Consider the following 18036-nt stretch of genomic DNA (forward strand, 5'->3'; position numbering starts at 1 on the left):
TCGTCGAGATGGGCGCCCGCGCCCGGGCCCGTCTCGAAGATCACCGAGGTTCCCGGCATCGCCTTGAACCGGAACGAGCCCTGCCCGCCCCGCACCAGCGCCCCGTGGCGGGTCACGTATTGGCGCAGGATGTCGCGGGTCACGCGTTCGTCCGACAGCACCAGATTGCGGGCCTGCGCCCCGGCGAAACGCCCGGCGCCACCGGCCCGGTAGCTGTTGGTGCACAGGATGTAGCGCCCCTCGGGATCCAGCGGGCGGCCCTCCAGCATCACCGAGACCACCCGATGCGCCCGGGGATCCACGAGCCCTCCGGCATGGTCGTAGCGGGCAGGTTGCGACAGGTCGTAGACCACGTCGAGCGGGTCGATGACCTCGAAATTATAGCCCGGAACCTCGGGGTTCCTGAGCGGCGTTCCCTGCGAGCCCGGGCGCACCCGGTTGAAGGCCGCGGCCGAGCGTTCCAGCCATTCGACCACCTCGGCCCCGGTCAGGCAGAGCGCGGCGATGGCGTTCGGGAAGGGATAGAGGTCGGCGATGTGGCGCAGGGCCACCGGCCCCTCGGGCACGTCGGTATAGCCCGCGGGTCCGCCCCGGCCGCCCGACTTGAAGGGCGCGACGGCCGAGAGGATCGGCAGTTCGGCCAGATCGGGATCGGCCAGCCGCTGGCGGACGTAATCGCGCTGCGCCTCGGCCACCACCTGCAGCGAGCCGGTGACGCCCAGATGCGAGAAATAGGAATGCAGCGCCTCGCGGGACTGGCCGACCGGGCGGCGGATCGCCGCCAGCGTGTCAGCATGCAGCCCCGCCACGGCGTCGGCGATGCGGCGGTCGGATTTCAGCCCGTCGCTCGGCAGGGCCCGGACTTCGGAGCGGGTGCCCAGCACCCGCCATTCCCCGCCCTCGCGCAGCAGCAACATGTCGATCAGCCCGACATGCGCGCCCCAGCAGCCGCCCATCACCGCCGGTTTGCCGCCGATCGTGCCGGTGGCGATATCGACGTCGGGCATCGAGGAGAACATCGGCGAGGGGAAGATCAGATGCGTATGCCCGGTGAGCAGCGCGTCGATGCCGGGGGTCCGGGCAAGCGGCACGGCGGCATTCTCCATCCCCTCGGCATAGCGGGCGCTGCCGATGCCGGTATGGGCCAGCGCCACGATCACCTCGGCCCCCGCCTCGCGCATTTCGGGCACCCAGGCGCGGGCCGATTGCACGATGTCGCGGGCCTGAAGCCGGCCGTCGAGCGCGTGGTTGTCCCAGTCCAGCACCTGCGGCGGGGCGAAGCCGATCACACCGATCCGGATCGGATGGGCAAAGCCCATCTCGTCGGTGACCATCCGGTCGAGGATCACATAGGGTTTGACCAGCGTCCGGTCCTCGCGCGGCCCGGCGCCGAGCCGCGTGCTCAGATTGGCCGAGACGACCGGGAAGGCGGCGCCTTCCAGCGTGGTCATCAGGAAGTCGAGCCCGTAGTTGAATTCGTGGTTGCCCAGCGTGATCGCGTCGTAATCGAGCGCGTTCATCGCCGCCATCACCGGGTGCAGGTCGCCCTGCCGCAGGCCGCGCTCATGGGCGACGTAATCGCCCATCGGCGTGCCCTGCAGGAAATCGCCGTTGTCGAAGAGGAGCGTGTTGGGCGCCTCGGCCCGGGCCTCTTCGATCAGCCGCGCCGCCGAGGCCAGACCGATACCGGCCGAGGGCCGGTCGGCGTAGTAATCATAGGGCAGCAGATGCAGATGCAGATCCGTCGTTTCGATCAGACGCAGATGCACCCCGCGCTGCCCGGTGGTCAAACCGCTGAAGGAAAGGGAATTGAGCAACGCATTGCCTCGAACGATCACGGTTTTCAGTCCCGGTGCAGCCTTTTGGTCGGAGGATACGCAGGCGCATCGGTTACGCCTTTGGTCTTGGAGGCACTCAATGGCACAAGTTAGGCGAAACACTGGCTCGCACAGGGCAAGTATTCACAGCTTAGGGTTGCGATTCAACCGGGAAACACGGCAGCCTGCCACGCCGCAGTGTTTCCTACCGTCTGAAAATGCCATAAACAGCCGTCATTCCAAAGGGGGTAGCCGTGCCGCGCGAGATTGTCTTTGCTTCCGAATGGGATGACCGACTGGCCGAGCGCCGCGCCGATGCCGAGGCCATGGCGGCGATGCGGGCCGATTCGGCCAGCCGCGTGCTGCCGCTGTGGCGCGGTCGGCCGCTGATCGCGGGGGCGGATGCGGTGCAGGCCGTGTGGCTGGCGCCCGACCATCCGGTCCTTGCCGATGCCGGCCCCGACTGGATCTTCCTCGGCCAGCACGAAGGTGTCACCCGCTTTGCCGCCGATACCTCGTCCTGGGTTCCCGCCGGGATGGACGAGGCGGCGATGTCGGGCTTTTTCGACGCCACCGAATACCACCACCCCGCCCTGCCAGAGGATCACCGCTATGCCGAGCTGCGCGGGCTGATGATGCGGCTGGGCGGGATCGAGGCCTCGATGGCCTCGACCGCGCGGGGGCTGATGAACTGGCATGCCTCGCACCGCTTCTGTTCGGCCTGCGGCCAGCCCAGCGTCGCGGCGCTGGCCGGGTGGCAGCGCGTCTGTCCGGCCTGCCGCGCCGTGCATTTCCCGCGCACCGACCCGGTGGTCATCATGATCGTCGAGCGCAACGACCACGTGCTGCTGGGCCGCTCGCCCGGCTGGCCCGAGGGGATGTATTCGACGCTGGCCGGTTTCGTCGAACCCGGCGAGTCGCTGGAGGCCGCGGTCCGGCGCGAGGTCTTCGAGGAGACGAGCGTGCGCGCCGGCCGGGTCGGCTATGTCGCCTCGCAGCCCTGGGCCTTTCCGAATTCGCTGATGCTGGGTTGCGTGGCCGAGGCGCTGAGCGAGGAGATCACCCTCGATCACGAGCTGGAGGACGCCGTCTGGCTGAGCCGGGCGGAGCTGGCGCAGATGCTGGCGGGCGAGCATCCCCGCATCCGTCGCCCGCGCCGCGGCGCCATCGCCCAGGAATTGATGGTGCGCTGGCTGGAGGGCAGCATCGGCTTCGCCAAGGACGGGACGGATCGCTAGGCCCATGCAGATCAAGGCGAGCCGGGATTTCGTCCGCCAGCGCGCCCAGGTGCTGGAAAAGTTCCGCGACCCCGGGCGGGTCGAGGAGGTGCTGGCGGATATGAACGTCAGCGCCCGCCGCACTGAGGGGGGGCCGCCCCCCGCCTGGGATTGCGCGATCCACTGGCACGAGGCCGACCGCTCCTTCACCGCCCGGATGGAGGAGCCCGCACCCGGCGAGAGGCTGCTGCTGTCGCTGGCCTCGGACCTTGGCGATGCGGCGATCACCATGGATTTCCAGGACCGGTCCGAAGGCGGCTGCCGCGTCACCGCGACCGCTGACCTCACCGCCCATACCATGCTGGCCCGGCTGACGCTGCAATCCCTGCGGCTGGTGCGCGGCAAGGGCGAGGACCGGCTGACCCGGCTGATCGCGGCGCTCGGTCGCCCCTGAGCCCCCTCAGCCCGCCGCGATGGCCGCCGCTACGGCACGACGCCAGGCGTCATAACGGGCCTCGCGCGCGGCATTGTTCATCTCGGGCTCGAAGCGGCGTTCCAGCGCCCAGCGCGCGGCGAAGCCCTCGACCCCCGGCAGCAGCCCCGCCTTGTGACCCGCCAGCCAGGCCGCACCCAGCGCCGTCGTCTCCAGCACCGGCGGGCGGTCGACCGGCGCCCCGAGAATATCGGCCAGCGCCTGCATGGCGTAATCGCTGGCGCTCATGCCGCCATCGACCCTGAGCACGCCGACCTCGGCCTCGACACCCGACGCCGCCCAATCGCCGCGCATCGCCTCGGCCAGATCGCGGGTCTGGAAGGCGACGCTCTCCAGCGCGGCCCGGGCGAATTCGGCGGGGCCCGAGTTGCGGGTCAGGCCGAAGACCGCGCCCCGTGCCTCGGGCCGCCAATAGGGCGCCCCAAGGCCGGTGAAGGCCGGGACGATGATCACCCGCTGTTCGGGATCGGCCTTTTCCGCCAAGGCCTGGGTCTGGTCGGCACGCTCGATGATCCCCAGCCCGTCGCGCAGCCATTGCACCACCGCCCCGGCGATGAAGATCGAGCCCTCCAGCGCATAGGTCACCTGCCCGTCCAGCCGGTAGGCAATGGTCGTCAGCAGCCGGTTTTGCGAGGCCACCCGCGTCTCGCCCGTGTTCATCAGCGCGAAACAGCCGGTGCCATAAGTCGATTTCATCATCCCCGGCTTGAAACAGGCCTGGCCGATGGTCGCCGCCTGCTGGTCGCCCGCCACGCCCAGAATCGGGATCGGGCGGCCGAAAAGCCGCGTCTCGCCGAACTCGGCATTGCAGTCGCGGACCTCGGGCAGCAGCGCCATCGGCACGTCGAACAGACGGCAGAGGTCTTCGTCCCAGGCGCCGGTGCCGATGTTGTACAGCATGGTCCGCGCGGCGTTGGTGGCGTCCGTCGCATGCACCCGCCCCTCGGTCAGGCGCCAGATCAGGAAGCAATCGACCGTGCCCAGCGCCAGTTTCCCCGCCTCGGCCCTGTCGCGTGCACCCGGCACCCGGTCCAGCAGCCATTTCGCCTTGGTCGCGCTGAAATAGGGATCGAGCAGCAGGCCGGTGCGCTCGGTCACCTCGGCCTCGTGCCCGCCCGCGCGCAGATCCTCGCACAGATCCGCCGTGCGCCGGTCCTGCCAGACGATGGCCCGGTGGATCGGCTCGCCCGTCTCGCGGTCCCAGATCACCAGTGTCTCGCGCTGGTTGGTGATGCCGATCGCCTCGGCGCTTCCCTGTTCCAGAACCTCGCGGCAGGTGGCGAGGGTGGTCTGCCACAGATCCCCGGCATCGTGCTCGACCCAGCCAGAGGACGGGAAATGCTGCGGAAATTCCTGCTGCGCCGTGGCCAGGACCTTGAGATCGGCGTCAAAGAGGATGGCCCGGCTCGAGGTCGTGCCCTGGTCGATGGCGAGGATCGGCATGAAGTTCTCCCTTTGGCGCGAAGGTGGCGCGCGGCGCGGGGGCCGTCAACACCTGCCGCGGAAAGGGATTCTTTACCCGGCGCCGCCATGCTGGCTGCGGTTATGACGGAGAGACGGATGCGGCAGCTCACTCGACGGATCGGAATGGCGCTGGGGGCGGTCCTGCTGGCGCTGGGGATGGCCACGGCCCAGGCGCAGGATGGCGGCCCCGCCGATCCGCTGCCCGAATTGCGCGACATCGGCCAGACGCTCGACTGGCAGGCCATGGCCGAAGGGCCGCGCCCCGCCTCGGTGCCGCTGGGGCCGATGTCGGCGCTGGGCGGGATCGCCGATTGGGTGCATCTGACGGGCGCGGGCAGCCGGACCTGGTACACCCGCCGCGGCACCCTGCGGCAGATGGAGGGGATCTATCGCCGCCAGCGCGAACTGCTGGAAAGCGCCGGGTTCGAGATCCGCACCGCCGGTTTCAACGCCGACCGCGCCGGTCTGGGCGTCGGCAGCAATGCCTGGATCGGCCTCTATCTGGGCGCCAATCCCCTGCCGGCAGAGGCGCCCGCGCTGCAAGGCACGGACCAGCCGGCGCAGGGCGCCATCGTCGCCTCCCGCGAGGGGGCGGAGGGCGTTCTCTGGGTGGTGATGCTGGTGACCCAGCCCGCCGCGCAGCAGATCGGCGTCCTCTTGGATCTGACGCAGACCCGGCGCAGCGACCCGGCCCCGCCCCTCGGCCTGCAGGCGCTGGAGCAGGGCATCGCCCGGCGCGGCCGCGTCGTGCTCGACGGGCTGCATTTCGACGAGGCGGGGGCGCTTTCACCTGATTCCGAGCCGGTGCTGAGCGCGCTGGCCCATTACCTGCGGGCCAACCAGCGGCAGGAATTCCGCCTCGTCGGCCATACCGAGGAGCGGGGCAGCCTCGCCGACGCCGCCCGCCTGTCGCAAGTCCAGGCCGAAGCGGTGATCGCCGCCCTGATCGAGCGTCACGGTACCCCCCGCGACTCGCTGCGTGCCTTCGGGCTGGGGCCGCTCTCGCCGCTTTTCCCCAACGATTCCGAAGCCGGGCGCGCCCGCAACCGCCGGGTGGAACTGGTGGCGGGGCCCTAGCGCCGCTGGCGCCACGCCGGGGGTGACAAGCGCGCCCCCTTCTGCTTCTCTGGCGGCAGACAGGGGACCAGAATGACCGATTTCCAACCCGTCTCGGGCTTCGTCCTTCCGCGCTTTGCGGGCATTCCCACTTTCATGCGCCTGCCGCATGTGCCGCTCGACGATCCGCGCCTGGCCGAGGTGCAGATCGGCCTGATCGGTGCGCCCTGGGACGGCGGCACCACCAACCGCCCCGGTCCGCGCCACGGTCCGCGCCAGCTGCGCGACGCTTCGACCATGATCCGCGCGCAGCACGGCATCAGCGGCATCCGCCCCTTCGAAGCCGCGCGCTGCGCCGATCTGGGCGATGTCGCGCCGAACCCGGCCGATGTGCAGGACAGCCTGCGCCGCATGACCGAGTTCTACGCCCGGGTCCGCGCCGCGGGCATCCTCCCGCTGACTGCGGGGGGCGATCACCTCTGTACCCTGCCCATTCTGCGGGCGCTGGCCCATGACCGCCCGCTCGGCATGGTGCATTTCGACAGCCACACCGACCTTTTCCATTCCTATTTCGGCGGCCAGATGTACACGCATGGCACCCCGTTCCGCCGGGCGGTGGAAGAGGGGCTGCTGGACCCGCACCGCGTCTGCATGATCGGCATCCGTGGCACCGCCTATGACAGCGAGGACCGCGATTTCGCCCGGGCCGAGGGGATCCGCGTCATCCCGATCGAGGAATTCCACGCCCGCAGCGTCGAGGACGTCATGGCCGAAGCCCGCGCGATCGCCGGGGATGGCGAGACCTATGTCAGCTACGACATCGACTTCGTCGACCCCGCCTTCGCGCCCGGCACCGGCACGCCCGAAGTGGGCGGCCCGACCAGCTGGCAGGCGCTGGAATGCGCCCGCGGGCTGAGCAGCCTGCGCATCGTCGGCGCCGATCTGGTCGAGGTCTCGCCGCCCTTCGACCCCTCGGGCGGCACCGCCTTCCTCGGCGCGTCGCTCATGTTCGAGATGCTCTGCGCCATCGTGGCCGGGCAAGCCCAGGAGAAAGCATGACCAAAGTCGCCCTCGTCACCGGCGCCGCGCGCGGCATCGGTCTGGCCACGACCGAGCTGTTTCTTGCCGCCGGCTGGCAGGTCGCCATGATCGACCGCGACGTCCCGGCGCTCGACAGCGCCGCCGCCCCGCTGGAGGGCGCGCAGGCCTTTTATTGCGACGTCTCGGACCCGGGTGAGGTCGCCCAGATGATCGCCCAGGTCACGGCGCATTTCGGCCGGATCGACGCGCTGGTCAACAACGCGGGCGTCGCCGATTTCGGCCCGATCGAAGAGACCGATTTCCAGCGTTGGCGGACGGTGATGGCCACCAATCTCGACGGTCCGTTCCTGGTCACCCAGGCCTGTACGCCCGCGCTCAAGGCGACGAAGGGCGCCATCGTCAACATCGCCTCGATCAGCGGGCTGCGGGCCTCGACCCTGCGGGTCGCCTATGGCACCTCGAAGGCCGCCGTCATCCAGTTGACCAAGCAGCAGGCGGCGGAACTGGGCGAATACGGCATCCGCGCCAATTGCGTCTGCCCCGGCCCCGTGCGGACCAAGCTGGCCATGGCCGTCCACACGCAGGAAATCATCGACGCCTATCACGACGCCATCCCGCTGAACCGCTACGGCTCGGAACGCGAGATCGCCGAGGTGATCGTCTTCCTCTCTTCGGAAAAGGCAAGCTATGTCACCGGCCAGGTGGTTGCCGCCGACGGCGGGTTCGACAGCACCGGCGTTGGCCTGCCGGCGCTGCGCCGCTAACCCGGCTCGCGCCGCAGCTATCTGCCGGGGCGGGCAAACGGCCCCCTGCCCGGCCTCGCCCCGCCGCAGGGCCCGAAAAACCCGCGGCCTTTCGGCAAGTTGATGCCCCACGCGCCCGGAAGCCCGCGCCATCAGGCTTTCCATGGCCGCCGCTTGACGCTATCCTGCCGGGAAAAATCCACGCCCGCAGGTCGGGCGGCAAGGAGGCGCGGGCACGGGGCCGAACCCCGGTCACGCGCCGGGGCACGAGGGCAGAATGGGTCGAGACTTCACCAAAGCACTCCCGCGGCCGGCGGCGACCTCGGTCGTGGCGCTGTCGCTCGTGCTGGCGCTGGGCGCCTGTCAGATGTCGCAGAACACCGCCGAAGGCGCGCCGGTGACCGCTTCGGCCCCCGCCGCCACGGGCCCCGGGCAGCGGGTGATCGAGCGCGATGTCGAGGCGCCCGAGGTCTTCGAGGTGCAGGAATCCGGGCTCTGGGACGGGCGGCCCTCGCTCGGCGGGGTCTGGGTGGCGCATCCGACCGCCCGCGACCCCGAGCGGGTGATGATCCGCAACACCCGCACCGGCGCCACGGTGATCGGCGCCCTGTTCCGGCGTGAGCGCGAGAACCCCGGCCCCCGGTTCCAGGTCTCGTCCGAGGCGGCGAATGCGCTGGGGATCCTGGCGGGCGCGCCCACCGAGATCCAGGTGACGGCCCTGCGCCTGCAGCGCGTCGAGATGGAGATCGACCCCGAACCCGCCACCGCCGCCACCGAGACGCTGGCCATCGCCCCGGTCGAGGCCCCCGCGGCGACGGCGAGCGTCGCCGCGCCGATGGCCCCGCCGCAGGGTCAGGTGGCCATCGTCGACGAACCGCAGCCGCGCCGCCGCCTGCGCGACCTCTTCCGCAGCGACGACACCCCGCCCGCGACGGCGCCCATCGCCCAGACCGCGCTGGCCCCCGCGGCAGGCGCCGCCACCGTCGCCCCGGCGGCCGTGGCCGCCGCCGTGCCGCCCGCGAGCGCACCGGCGATCGTCCCGACCGAGCCGCCGCGCCGCACGCTGCGCGACCTCTTCCGCCGTCGCCAGCCCGCGCCCGATACCACGCTGATCCCGCTGCCCGACGCGACCGCGGCCCCGGCCGCCGCGACGCAGCCGCTGCAGGCGACCGGCACCCAGCCGCTGCCCGCCACGGCGACGGCGCCCGCCGCGCCGACCCCGCGCATCGACCGGCCCTTCGTGCAGATCGGCATCTTCAGTGTCGAACAGAACGCCGCGAATGCCCGCGCCCAGATGATCGCCGCGGGCCTCAGCGCCGAGATCCGGCGCGGCCGTGTCGGCGAGAACGACTTCTGGCGCGTGGTCGTCGGCCCCGCCACCTCGACCGCCGAGCGCGGACAGTTCCTGCAGCGCGTCCGGGGGCTGGGTTTTGCCGATGCCTATGCGGTCCAGCGCTGAGGTGATTTGAAACCCCTTGCCGAATGCGGCTAAGGTGGCGCGGCCCGCGCCCGGCCGCGCCACGCGTGCCGGGATGCGGCACGCTTGCCCGAAGGAGAACACGATGCCCTTGATGCGCCTGCTGATCGCCACGGCCCTGCTGCTGGCCGGCACCGTCGCCGGCTTCGCCCAGTCGCCCTATGGCGGCCGCGCGCCGAATTACTTCATCCTCGACGTGGCCTCGGGCCAGGTTCTGGCGCAGCAGAACGCCGATATCCCGCTGCCGCCCGCCTCGATGTCGAAGCTGATGACGCTGGCCATGCTGCTGGACGCGCTGGATCAGGGCCGGATCACGCTCGAGACGACCTGGAGCGTGTCGGAACGCGCCCATGCCATGGGCGGCTCGTCGATGTTCCTGGAAACCCGCGACCGGCCGACGACCGAGGACCTGATTCGCGGCCTGGCGGTGGTGTCGGGCAATGACGCCGCCGTGGTCATCGCCGAGGGGCTGGGCGGGACCGAGGATTCCTTCGCGCAGATGGCCCAGGCCCGCGCCGCGCAGATCGGCATGACCCAGACCACCATCGCCAATTCCTCGGGCTGGCCCGACCCGCGTCACCGCATGAGCCTGCACGATCTGGGCATGCTGGGGCGCTATCTGATGGTCGATCACGCCGAGTACTACCATTACCTGGCCGAAACCGAATTCACCTGGAACAACATCACCCAGCCCAACCGCCTGCCGCTGCTGTCGGCGGGGATCGGCATGGACGGGCTGAAGACCGGCCATACCGAAGAGGCCGGGTATTCCATGGTCGGCTCCGCCCATCAGGGCAACCGGCGGATCATCTTCGTCTTTTCCGGCCTGAACTCGATGGGTGAGCGCGCCGAAGAGGCCGAGCGCATCGTCAACTGGGCCTTCCGCCAGTTCGTCGAGCGCGAGGTGCTGGAAAGCGGCCAGGCGATTGCCGAGGCCGAGGTCTGGCTGGGCACCGCGCCCACCGTGCCACTGGTCGCCTCGCAAAGCCTGACGGTGCTGATGCCCGCCATCGAACAGGGCCCGGTCAGCGCCCGGGTCGAATATGACGGCCCCCTCGCCGCGCCGGTCCAGCAAGGGGCCGAAGTGGCGCGGCTGATCGTCGAGGTGCCGGGCCTGCCCGACGCCTACACGATGCCGCTGGTGGCCGGGGCCTCGGTGCCCGAGGGCGGGATCGTGCCGCGCATGCGGACCGCCGCCATGGTGCTGGGCAACCAATTGGGCCTGACCGCACCGTGACCGCCGGAAGGGGCGCCTTCGTCACCTTCGAGGGGATCGACGGATCGGGCAAATCCACCCAGGCGCGGCTCCTGGCCGAGGCGCTGCGCGCGCTCGGCCGCGATGTCGTGCTGACCCGCGAGCCCGGCGGCTCGCCCGGGGCCGAGGAGATCCGCCGCCTGGTGCTGGAGGGCGACCCCGAGCGCTGGTCGGCCGAGACCGAGATCCTGCTCTTCACCGCCGCCCGCCGCGACCATCTGGAACGCACCATCGAGCCCGCGCTGGCCGATGGGCGGATCGTGGTCTGCGACCGTTTCGCCGATTCGACGCGGATGTATCAGGGCCTCTCGCGCGGCGACCTCAGGGCGCTGGTCGATCAGTTGCACCGGCTGATGATCGGCCGCGAGCCGGATCTGACCGTGCTGATCGACATGGATCCCGAGGTCGGGCTCGCCCGCGCCAAGGGCCGCCGCGGCACCGAGGAACGGTTCGAGGATTTCGGCCCCGAGTTGCAGCGCAGGATGCGCGCCGGGTTCCTGGCGCTGGCCCAAGAATTCCCGGCCCGTTTCCGGGTGATCGACGGCGCCCGCCCGGTCGAGGCGGTGGCGGCCGATGTGCTGGCGACCGTCAGGGCCGCGCTATGACCGAGGCGCCCGAGGCCGACCGCATCGCCGGGGCGCCGCATCCCCGCGACACGCGCCGCCTTTTCGGGCAGGAGGCGGCCGAGCGTCGCTTCCTCGAGTCGCTGGCGCAGGGTCGGTTGCACCACGGCTGGCTGATCACCGGCCCGCGCGGCATCGGCAAGGCAACGCTGGCCTGGCGGCTGGCCCGGTTCCTGCTGGCCGAAGAGCCGGGCGGCGGCCTTTTCGGCCCGCCCGAGACGCTGGACGTCGACCCCGACCACCCGGTCTCGCACCGCATCGCCGCGGGGTCTGAGCCCGGGCTGCTGCCCATTCGCCGCGCCGCGGACGAAAAGACCGGGCGGCTGAAAAGCCAGATCACGGTGGACGAGGTCCGCAAGCTGCGCGACTTCTTCGGCATGTCCGCGGCCGAGGGCGGGCGCCGCGTCGTCATCGTCGACAGCGCCGACGAGATGAACCCGAGCGCCGCCAACGCCCTGCTGAAGCTGCTGGAAGAACCTCCGGCGGGCGCCATGCTGCTCCTGGTCTCGCACCAGCCCTCGCGCCTTCTGCCGACGATCCGCTCGCGCTGCCGGGAGCTGCGCTTGCAGCCGCTGGGTCCAGAGGACATGGCAAGGGCGCTGGAACAGGCGATGGGCGTGGCCGAGGAATCCGAGGCGCTGACCGCGCTGTCGGGCGGCTCGGTCGGTGAGGCGATCCGCGTCGCCTCGGGCGGCGGATTGGAGCTTTATGCGGAAATAGTGGCACTTCTGGCCGAATACCCGCAGATGGACCGGGCCAGAATATTGAAATTGTGCAACTCGCTGGGCGGTCGCGAGGCCGAGCCGCGCTTCGATCTGACCGTGCGGCTGCTGGATCTGGCCTTGGCGCGGCTGGCCCGCGCGGGCGCCACCGGCCAGCCGCTGTCCGAGGCCGCGCCCGGCGAATCCCGTCTGCACGACCGCCTTGCCCCGGATGCGCGCGCCGCCCGGCACTGGGCCGAACTCGCCGCCGATCTGGGGGCACGGGCGCGCGGCGGACGGGCGGTCAACCTTGACCCCGGCGCGCTGGTGCTGGATATGTTCCTGCGACTGGAATCCGCGGCGCGCACGGCGAGTGGATAAATGCCGGACCCCCGATGACGCCCCTTCTTGTTGACAGCCACACCCATCTCGACTTCCCGGATTTCGACGGCGAGCATGACGCGATCCTGGATCGCGCCCGCGCCGCCGGGGTCACGCGCATGGTCTCGATCTGCACGCGGCTCGACCGCGAGCCGATCGTGCGGGCGCTGGCGGAAAAATACCCGGAAGTCTATTACGCCGCCGGCATCCATCCGATGCGGGCGGGCGAAGAGCCGCTGGTCGCGCTGGAAGATCTGACGCGGCTGGCCGCGCATCCGAAATTCGTCGGCATCGGCGAGACCGGGCTCGATTACCATTACACGCCCGAAAGCGCGCCGATCCAGCAAGAGAGCCTGCGCATCCATATCGAAGCCGCGCGCCAGACCGGGCTGCCCCTCATCATCCACGCCCGCGATGCGGACGAGGACATGGCCCGCATCCTGACCGAGGAACACCGCGCCGGCGCCTATAGCTGCGTCATGCATTGCTTCTCGTCCGGGCCGGAACTCGCCGCGGCGGCGCTGGATCTGGGATTCTACCTGTCCGCCTCGGGCATCGCCGCCTTCCCGAAATCGACCGCCCTGCGCGAGATCTTCGCCAGCGCGCCGGTGGACCGGATCCTGGTCGAGACGGACGCGCCCTATCTGGCCCCGCCCCCCTATCGCGGCAAGCGCAACGAGCCCGCCTATACCGCGCATACGGCGCGGAAGGTGGCCGAGGTCTGGGGCCTGAGCTTCGAGGACTTCGCCCGCCAGACGACCGAGAATTTCGACCGTCTCTTCACCAAGGCACGCCCGGCATGAGCGACATCCTCCGCGCCACGATCCTCGGTTGCGGCTCGTCGGGCGGGGTGCCGCGGCTGGGCGGCGAATGGGGCGCCTGCGATCCGACCAACCCGCGCAACCGCCGCAGCCGCTGTTCGCTGCTGCTTGAACGGATCGGCCGGAACGGCACCACGCGGGTGCTGATCGACACCTCGCCCGACATGCGCCAGCAACTGCTGGACGCGGGCGTCGGCACGCTGGATGCGGTGGTCTTCACCCATGCCCATGCCGACCATGTGCACGGGATCGACGATCTGCGGATGATCGTCTTCAACACAAGGCGCCGCCTGCCGGTCTGGGCCGATCCCTCGACCCAGGACGCGCTGCTCAGCCGCTTCGGCTATGCCTTCGTGCAGCCCGAGGGCTCGCCCTATCCGCCGATCTGCGACCTGCACACGATCCGCGGCGACGTGACGATCGAGGGCGCGGGCGGCCCCCTGACCCTGACGCCTTTCGAGGTCGATCACGGCAGCATCGACGCTTTGGGCTTCCGCATCGGCGGGTTGGCCTATCTGCCCGATGTGGTCCGCATCCCCGATCCGGTCTGGCCGGTGCTCGAAGGCCTCGACTGCTGGATCCTCGACGCGCTGCGCTACAAGCCGCATCCGACCCATGCCCATGTCGCTCTGGCGCTGGAATGGATCGAGCGGGCGGCGCCCCGTCGCGCGGTGCTGACCAACATGCATGTCGACATCGACCACAGCGTGATCGAATCCGAGACCCCGGACCACATCTCTGCCGCCTATGACGGCATGACCATCGAGCTGGCGCTGTAGGCCCGCAGAAAGGCGGCCATGCAGGCGCTTGTCCAGGTCATTCTTCCGGTCTTTCTGGTGGTGGGCGCGGGCTATCTGGCCGCCTGGCGCGGCTGGATGACGCCCGGCGGCGTCGACGGGCTGATGAAGTTCGCCCAAGGGATCGCCATCCCCATGCTGCTGTTTCTGGCGATGATGCGGCTCGATCTGGCGCATGTCTTCGACTGGCGGCTGCTGGTCAGCTTCTACGGCGGCGCCCTCTCGGGCTTCGTCGCGGGGCTGTTGGGCGCACGGTTCCTGTTCGGGCGCGAGTGGGAGGACGCAGTGGCGGTGGGCTTCATCTGCCTCTTCTCGAACTCGATGCTGCTGGGCGTGCCGATCACCGAACGCGCCTATGGCGCCGCGGCGCTGGCCCCCAATTACATCATCGTCGCCTTCCACGCGCCGCTTTGCTACCTGATCGGCATCACGGCGATGGAGGGGGTGAAGGCCCGGGGCGCCGGTCTGGGCCGGACGGCGATGAAGGCGCTGAACGGGCTCTGGCACAACCCGCTGGTGATCGGCATCGCGCTGGGGGCGGCAGTGAACCTGAGCGGGCTGACCCTGCCGGTCGTCGTCGTCGATGCGGTCGAGCTGATCTCACGCGCGGGGCTGCCCGCGGCGCTCTTCGGGCTGGGCGGCGTGCTCTTCCGCTACCGGCCCGAAGGCGATCTGCGCCTCATCGCCTATGTCGTGGTGATCTCGCTGGCGCTGCATCCGACCATCACCTGGGGGCTGGGCCGGTTCTTCGCGCTGGACCACGGGCCATTCCGCTCGGCCGTGCTGACCGCGGGCATGGCGCCCGGGGTCAACGCCTATCTCTTCGCCGACATGTACGGACGCGCCAAACGCATCGCCGCCTCCAGCGTGCTGATCGCCACCGCGCTTTGCATCCTCACCGCCTGGGGCTGGATGACGCTGCTGGGCTGACCCGTCAGGAGGGGTCGCGCCAGCGGTTCACCATCGGATAGCGCCGGTCCAGCCAGAAGGCCCGCGTGGTCAGGCGTGTGCCGGGCGCCGACTGGAAGCGCTTCCACTCGCTGATGTAGAGGAGGTGCTCGACCTTCTTCACCGTCTCACGCGCGAAGCCCTCGGCGACCAGTTCCTCGACCGACAGCTCGCGCTCGACCAGCCCGTCAAGGATCGCGTCCAGCACCGGATAGGGCGGCAGGCTGTCCTCGTCCTTCTGATCCTCGCGCAGCTCGGCCGAGGGCGGCTTGTCGATGACCCGCGGCGGGATCACCTCGCCGGTCGGGGCCAGCATCCAGGGCCGGTGGTTGAGGTTGCGCCAGCGGCAGGTCTCGAAGACCCGGGTCTTGTAGAGGTCCTTGATCGGGTTGTAGCCGCCGTTCATGTCGCCATAAATCGTGGCATAGCCGACCGCGACCTCGGATTTGTTGCCGGTGGTCAAGAGCATGGCGCCCGTCTTGTTCGAGATCGCCATCAGCAGAAGGCCCCGCAGACGCGACTGGATATTCTCCTCCGTCACATCGGGAGCGAGCCCGGCAAAGAGCGGCCCCAGCGCCTCGGTCACCGCTGCGCGCGGCCCGCTGATCGGCACGGTATCGAGCTTCGTGCCCAGCGCCCGCGCCACCGCCTCGGCATCCTCCAGCGAATGGGCCGAGGTGTATTCGGACGGCAGCATCAGGCAATGCACATTCTCCGGCCCCAGCGCATCGGCAGCGATCGCCGCCACCAGCGCCGAATCGATCCCGCCCGAGAGGCCCAGCAGGACCCGCTTGAAACCCGATTTGTGCAGGTAATCGCGGGTGCCGACGACCATGGCGTGATAATCCCGCTCCCAATCGTCGGGCATCGTGGCCTTCTCGCCCGGCAGCGCCCGCCAGCCCTCGGCGGTCTCCTCGAAATCGACATGCACCAGCGTCTCCAGGAACCCCGGCAGCAGATGCGTCAGATGCCCGCCCGGGTTCAGCACGAAGGAGGTCCCGTCGAACACCTGATCGTCCTGCCCGCCCACCATGTTGAGATAGACCATCGGCAGCCCGGTCTCGATGACCCGGCTGACCATCAGCCCCATGCGGGTGTCGAAACGGCCCCGCGAATAGGGCGAGCCATTCGGGACCAGCAGGATCTCGGCCCCGGATTCGGCCTGCGCCTCGGCCACATCCTCGTGCCAGGCATCCTCGCAGATCGGCGTGCCGATACGGATCGGGCCGACCCGATAGGGGCCTGAGATATCGGCGGGGGTGAAGAGCCGCTTTTCGTCGAAGACCAGATCATTGGGCAGATGGTGCTTCTTCACCACCGCCGCGATGCGGCCGCCCGCCAGGATGTAATAGACGTTGTAGAGCTTGCCGCCCTCGATCAGCGGCCCGCCAATGCCCATCGCCGGGCCCTCGGCACAGGCCGCCGCCAGCGCCTCCACCTCGGCCATGGCGGCGCGGGCGAAGGCCGGTTTCATCACCAGATCCTGGGTCTGGTAGCCGGTCACGAACATCTCGGGGAAGGCGATCATGTCCGCCCCCGCGGCTTTGGCCTCGGCCCAGGCATCGCGGGCCTGCGCGGCATTGGCGGCAAGCGCCCCCACGACGGGGTTCAGCTGGGCCAGGGTCAGGCGGAAGGTCTGGGTCATCGCGGGTCAATCCTCTGCACCCGAGCTACATAGCAGGCTCACCGCCAAGGAAAAGCACCCCCTGCCCGTTCATTCTGCCACAAATACGCAGGGGTGGGCGCCGGGAGGGGCTCGCCCCTCCCGGCCGGGGGGCGCGGGGGGCTGGCCCCCCGCCTCCTCGCGCCGTCACAGCCGGATCACGTAATCCTTGAGCATGGTCTCGAAGACCTCCCAGACGCCCGAGAGCCCCGGCCGGATCACGACGCTGTCCCCCGCTTTCAGCTCCATCACCGTCCCGTCGTCGCAGGTCAGCACCGCCCGGCCCTCATGCACGCGGATGTATTCCCATTCCTCGTAATGGAACCGCCAGGCCCCGGGCGTCGATTGCCAGAGCCCGGCGTAAAGCCCGTCCCGCTCCTCGAAATCCCAGCTGGTATGCACGGGGTCCCCCCTCACCAGCGTCTCGGGATCGGGGCGGCTTTCGACGGCGGCGACCCCGTCCTTGGCCATGCGGAAGATCAGCGCGTTCATGGGACACTCCGGTTGTTCGGCGCGCAGCATGCCCGGCGCCCGACCCACCGGCAAGACGCAGCGTCCCGTCTGGACTTCGCGTCAGCCCCGGCCCACCTTGCCCGCCAAACCGGAGGACATCATGAAATCTCTCGACGCGCTCGACCTTACCTTCACCACGCTCTCGGTCGATGAAGACGGCATCGCCACGCTCAGCCTCAACCGCCCCGACAAGCGGAACGCGCTGAACGAAGCCACGGTGGACGAGCTGATCGACATCTTCACCGTGATCCCCCGCGCCGGGGTACGCGCGGTGGTGCTGCGCGCCGAGGGCACGCATTTCTGCGCCGGGCTCGATCTGGTGGAACACCACCAGGAAGACCGCCGGCCCGAGGATTTCATGCATGTCTGCCTGCGCTGGCACGAGGCCTTCAACAAGATGGAATACGGCGGCGTGCCGGTGATCGCGGCGCTCAAGGGCGCGGTCGTGGGCGGCGGGCTGGAGCTCGCCTCCTCGGCCCATGTCCGCGTGGCCGATGCCACGACCTATTTCGCCCTGCCCGAGGGCCAGCGCGGCCTCTTCACCGGCGGCGGCGCAACCATCCGGGTGGCCGATCTGGTCGGCAAGGCGCGGATGATCGACATGATGCTGACGGGCCGGGTCTATCAGGGGGACGAGGCGATTTCGGTGGGCCTCGCGCAATATCTGGTCGAGGACAGCGAGGCCAAGGCCTATGCCCTGGCCCGCGCCGCCGCCTCGAACCCGCCGCTGTCCAATTTCGCCATCTGCTCGGCCATCAGCCACATGCAGAACATGTCGGCGCTCGACGCGGCCTATGCCGAATCGGTGGTGGCCGGGATCGTCAACACCCAACCCGCCAGCCGCGCCCGACTGGCCGCCTTCGCCGACAAGACGGCGGCCCGGGTCCGCCCGAACGGATGACCGACGCTCGTCACCCGCCGCCGAGGCGCGGGCAGCGACGTTGCAAGGATGCGGGGGGCCAGCCCCCCGCGCCCCCCGCTCAAGGGGGTTTTCCACCCCCTTGAGAAACCCCCGAGGATATTTAC

17 protein-coding genes are annotated in these 18036 nt (G+C 69.9%); 13 read left to right on the top strand and 4 right to left on the bottom strand.

The window, feature by feature from the left end; genetic code table 11:
• Positions 1-1817, bottom strand: a 1817-nt coding sequence (locus tag VDQ18_RS16220; RefSeq protein WP_323021958.1) for a bifunctional 2',3'-cyclic-nucleotide 2'-phosphodiesterase/3'-nucleotidase, incomplete at its 3' end; no start/stop codon positions are given.
• 254 nt (positions 1818-2071) lie between these two features.
• Here VDQ18_RS16220 and nudC point away from each other — a divergent pair.
• A complete protein-coding gene (nudC, locus tag VDQ18_RS16225) occupies positions 2072-3055 on the top strand; it encodes an NAD(+) diphosphatase (protein ID WP_323021959.1) in 984 nt (327 codons plus the stop codon).
• A 4-nt stretch (positions 3056-3059) separates the two neighbouring features.
• Complete coding sequence (locus VDQ18_RS16230; protein ID WP_323021960.1) at positions 3060-3488, top strand: hypothetical protein; 429 nt, start codon at positions 3060-3062, stop codon at positions 3486-3488.
• Positions 3489-3494: 6 nt separating this feature from the next.
• Here VDQ18_RS16230 and glpK read toward each other — a convergent pair whose 3' ends face one another.
• Entirely contained in the window at positions 3495-4970 is a 1476-nt protein-coding gene (gene glpK / locus VDQ18_RS16235; protein ID WP_323021961.1) for a glycerol kinase GlpK, read from the bottom strand.
• A 117-nt stretch (positions 4971-5087) separates the two neighbouring features.
• Between glpK and VDQ18_RS16240 the strand changes: the two genes are divergently transcribed.
• The 10 genes from VDQ18_RS16240 to VDQ18_RS16285 all read left to right on the top strand — a co-directional run bounded on the left by VDQ18_RS16240 (position 5088) and on the right by VDQ18_RS16285 (position 14816).
• Positions 5088-6068 (top strand): OmpA family protein, encoded by a 981-nt coding sequence (locus tag VDQ18_RS16240; protein ID WP_323021962.1) that lies wholly within the window; start codon positions 5088-5090, stop codon positions 6066-6068.
• A 72-nt stretch (positions 6069-6140) separates the two neighbouring features.
• Positions 6141-7106: an agmatinase gene (gene speB / locus VDQ18_RS16245; RefSeq protein ID WP_323021963.1), complete on the top strand. Its 966-nt coding sequence runs from the start codon at positions 6141-6143 to the stop codon at positions 7104-7106.
• Positions 7103-7852: an SDR family oxidoreductase gene (locus VDQ18_RS16250; RefSeq protein ID WP_323021964.1), complete on the top strand. Its 750-nt coding sequence runs from the start codon at positions 7103-7105 to the stop codon at positions 7850-7852. The genes speB and VDQ18_RS16250 overlap by 4 nt, the downstream gene beginning before the upstream one ends.
• A gap of 256 nt (positions 7853-8108) precedes the next feature.
• Complete coding sequence (locus tag VDQ18_RS16255) at positions 8109-9290, top strand: SPOR domain-containing protein (protein ID WP_323021965.1); 1182 nt, start codon at positions 8109-8111, stop codon at positions 9288-9290.
• Between the two features lie 103 nt (positions 9291-9393).
• Positions 9394-10545 (top strand): D-alanyl-D-alanine carboxypeptidase family protein, encoded by a 1152-nt coding sequence (locus VDQ18_RS16260; protein ID WP_323021966.1) that lies wholly within the window; start codon positions 9394-9396, stop codon positions 10543-10545.
• On the top strand, positions 10542-11168 hold the full coding sequence (tmk, locus tag VDQ18_RS16265; RefSeq protein WP_323021967.1) for a dTMP kinase: 627 nt from the start codon (positions 10542-10544) through the stop codon (positions 11166-11168). Before VDQ18_RS16260 ends, tmk begins: the two co-directional genes overlap by 4 nt.
• A complete protein-coding gene (locus VDQ18_RS16270) occupies positions 11165-12268 on the top strand; it encodes a DNA polymerase III subunit delta' (protein WP_323021968.1) in 1104 nt (367 codons plus the stop codon). The genes tmk and VDQ18_RS16270 overlap by 4 nt, the downstream gene beginning before the upstream one ends.
• 14 nt (positions 12269-12282) lie before the next feature.
• The gene (locus tag VDQ18_RS16275; protein ID WP_323021969.1) at positions 12283-13071 is read left to right on the top strand and encodes a TatD family hydrolase; all 789 of its coding nucleotides are present in this window, start codon (positions 12283-12285) and stop codon (positions 13069-13071) included.
• Positions 13068-13868, top strand: coding sequence for an MBL fold metallo-hydrolase (locus tag VDQ18_RS16280; RefSeq protein ID WP_323021970.1), 801 nt, complete (start codon positions 13068-13070; stop codon positions 13866-13868). The genes VDQ18_RS16275 and VDQ18_RS16280 overlap by 4 nt, the downstream gene beginning before the upstream one ends.
• A gap of 18 nt (positions 13869-13886) precedes the next feature.
• Entirely contained in the window at positions 13887-14816 is a 930-nt protein-coding gene (locus VDQ18_RS16285; RefSeq protein ID WP_323021971.1) for an AEC family transporter, read from the top strand.
• A 4-nt stretch (positions 14817-14820) separates the two neighbouring features.
• Here the strand turns inward: VDQ18_RS16285 and VDQ18_RS16290 are convergent, their stop codons facing one another.
• Positions 14821-16479, bottom strand: coding sequence for an NAD+ synthase (locus VDQ18_RS16290; RefSeq protein ID WP_323021972.1), 1659 nt, complete (start codon positions 16477-16479; stop codon positions 14821-14823).
• Positions 16480-16644: 165 nt separating this feature from the next.
• Positions 16645-16989: a cupin domain-containing protein gene (locus tag VDQ18_RS16295; protein ID WP_323021973.1), complete on the bottom strand. Its 345-nt coding sequence runs from the start codon at positions 16987-16989 to the stop codon at positions 16645-16647.
• Positions 16990-17110: 121 nt separating this feature from the next.
• Here VDQ18_RS16295 and VDQ18_RS16300 point away from each other — a divergent pair, with 121 nt between their 5' ends.
• Positions 17111-17911 carry a crotonase/enoyl-CoA hydratase family protein gene (locus VDQ18_RS16300; RefSeq protein ID WP_323021974.1) on the top strand — a complete coding sequence of 267 codons (801 nt, stop codon included), beginning with the start codon at positions 17111-17113 and terminating at the stop codon, positions 17909-17911.
• Positions 17912-18036: the final 125 nt, after the last annotated feature.

Source organism: Pararhodobacter sp., assembly GCF_034676075.1.
GTDB lineage: Bacteria > Pseudomonadota > Alphaproteobacteria > Rhodobacterales > Rhodobacteraceae > Pararhodobacter.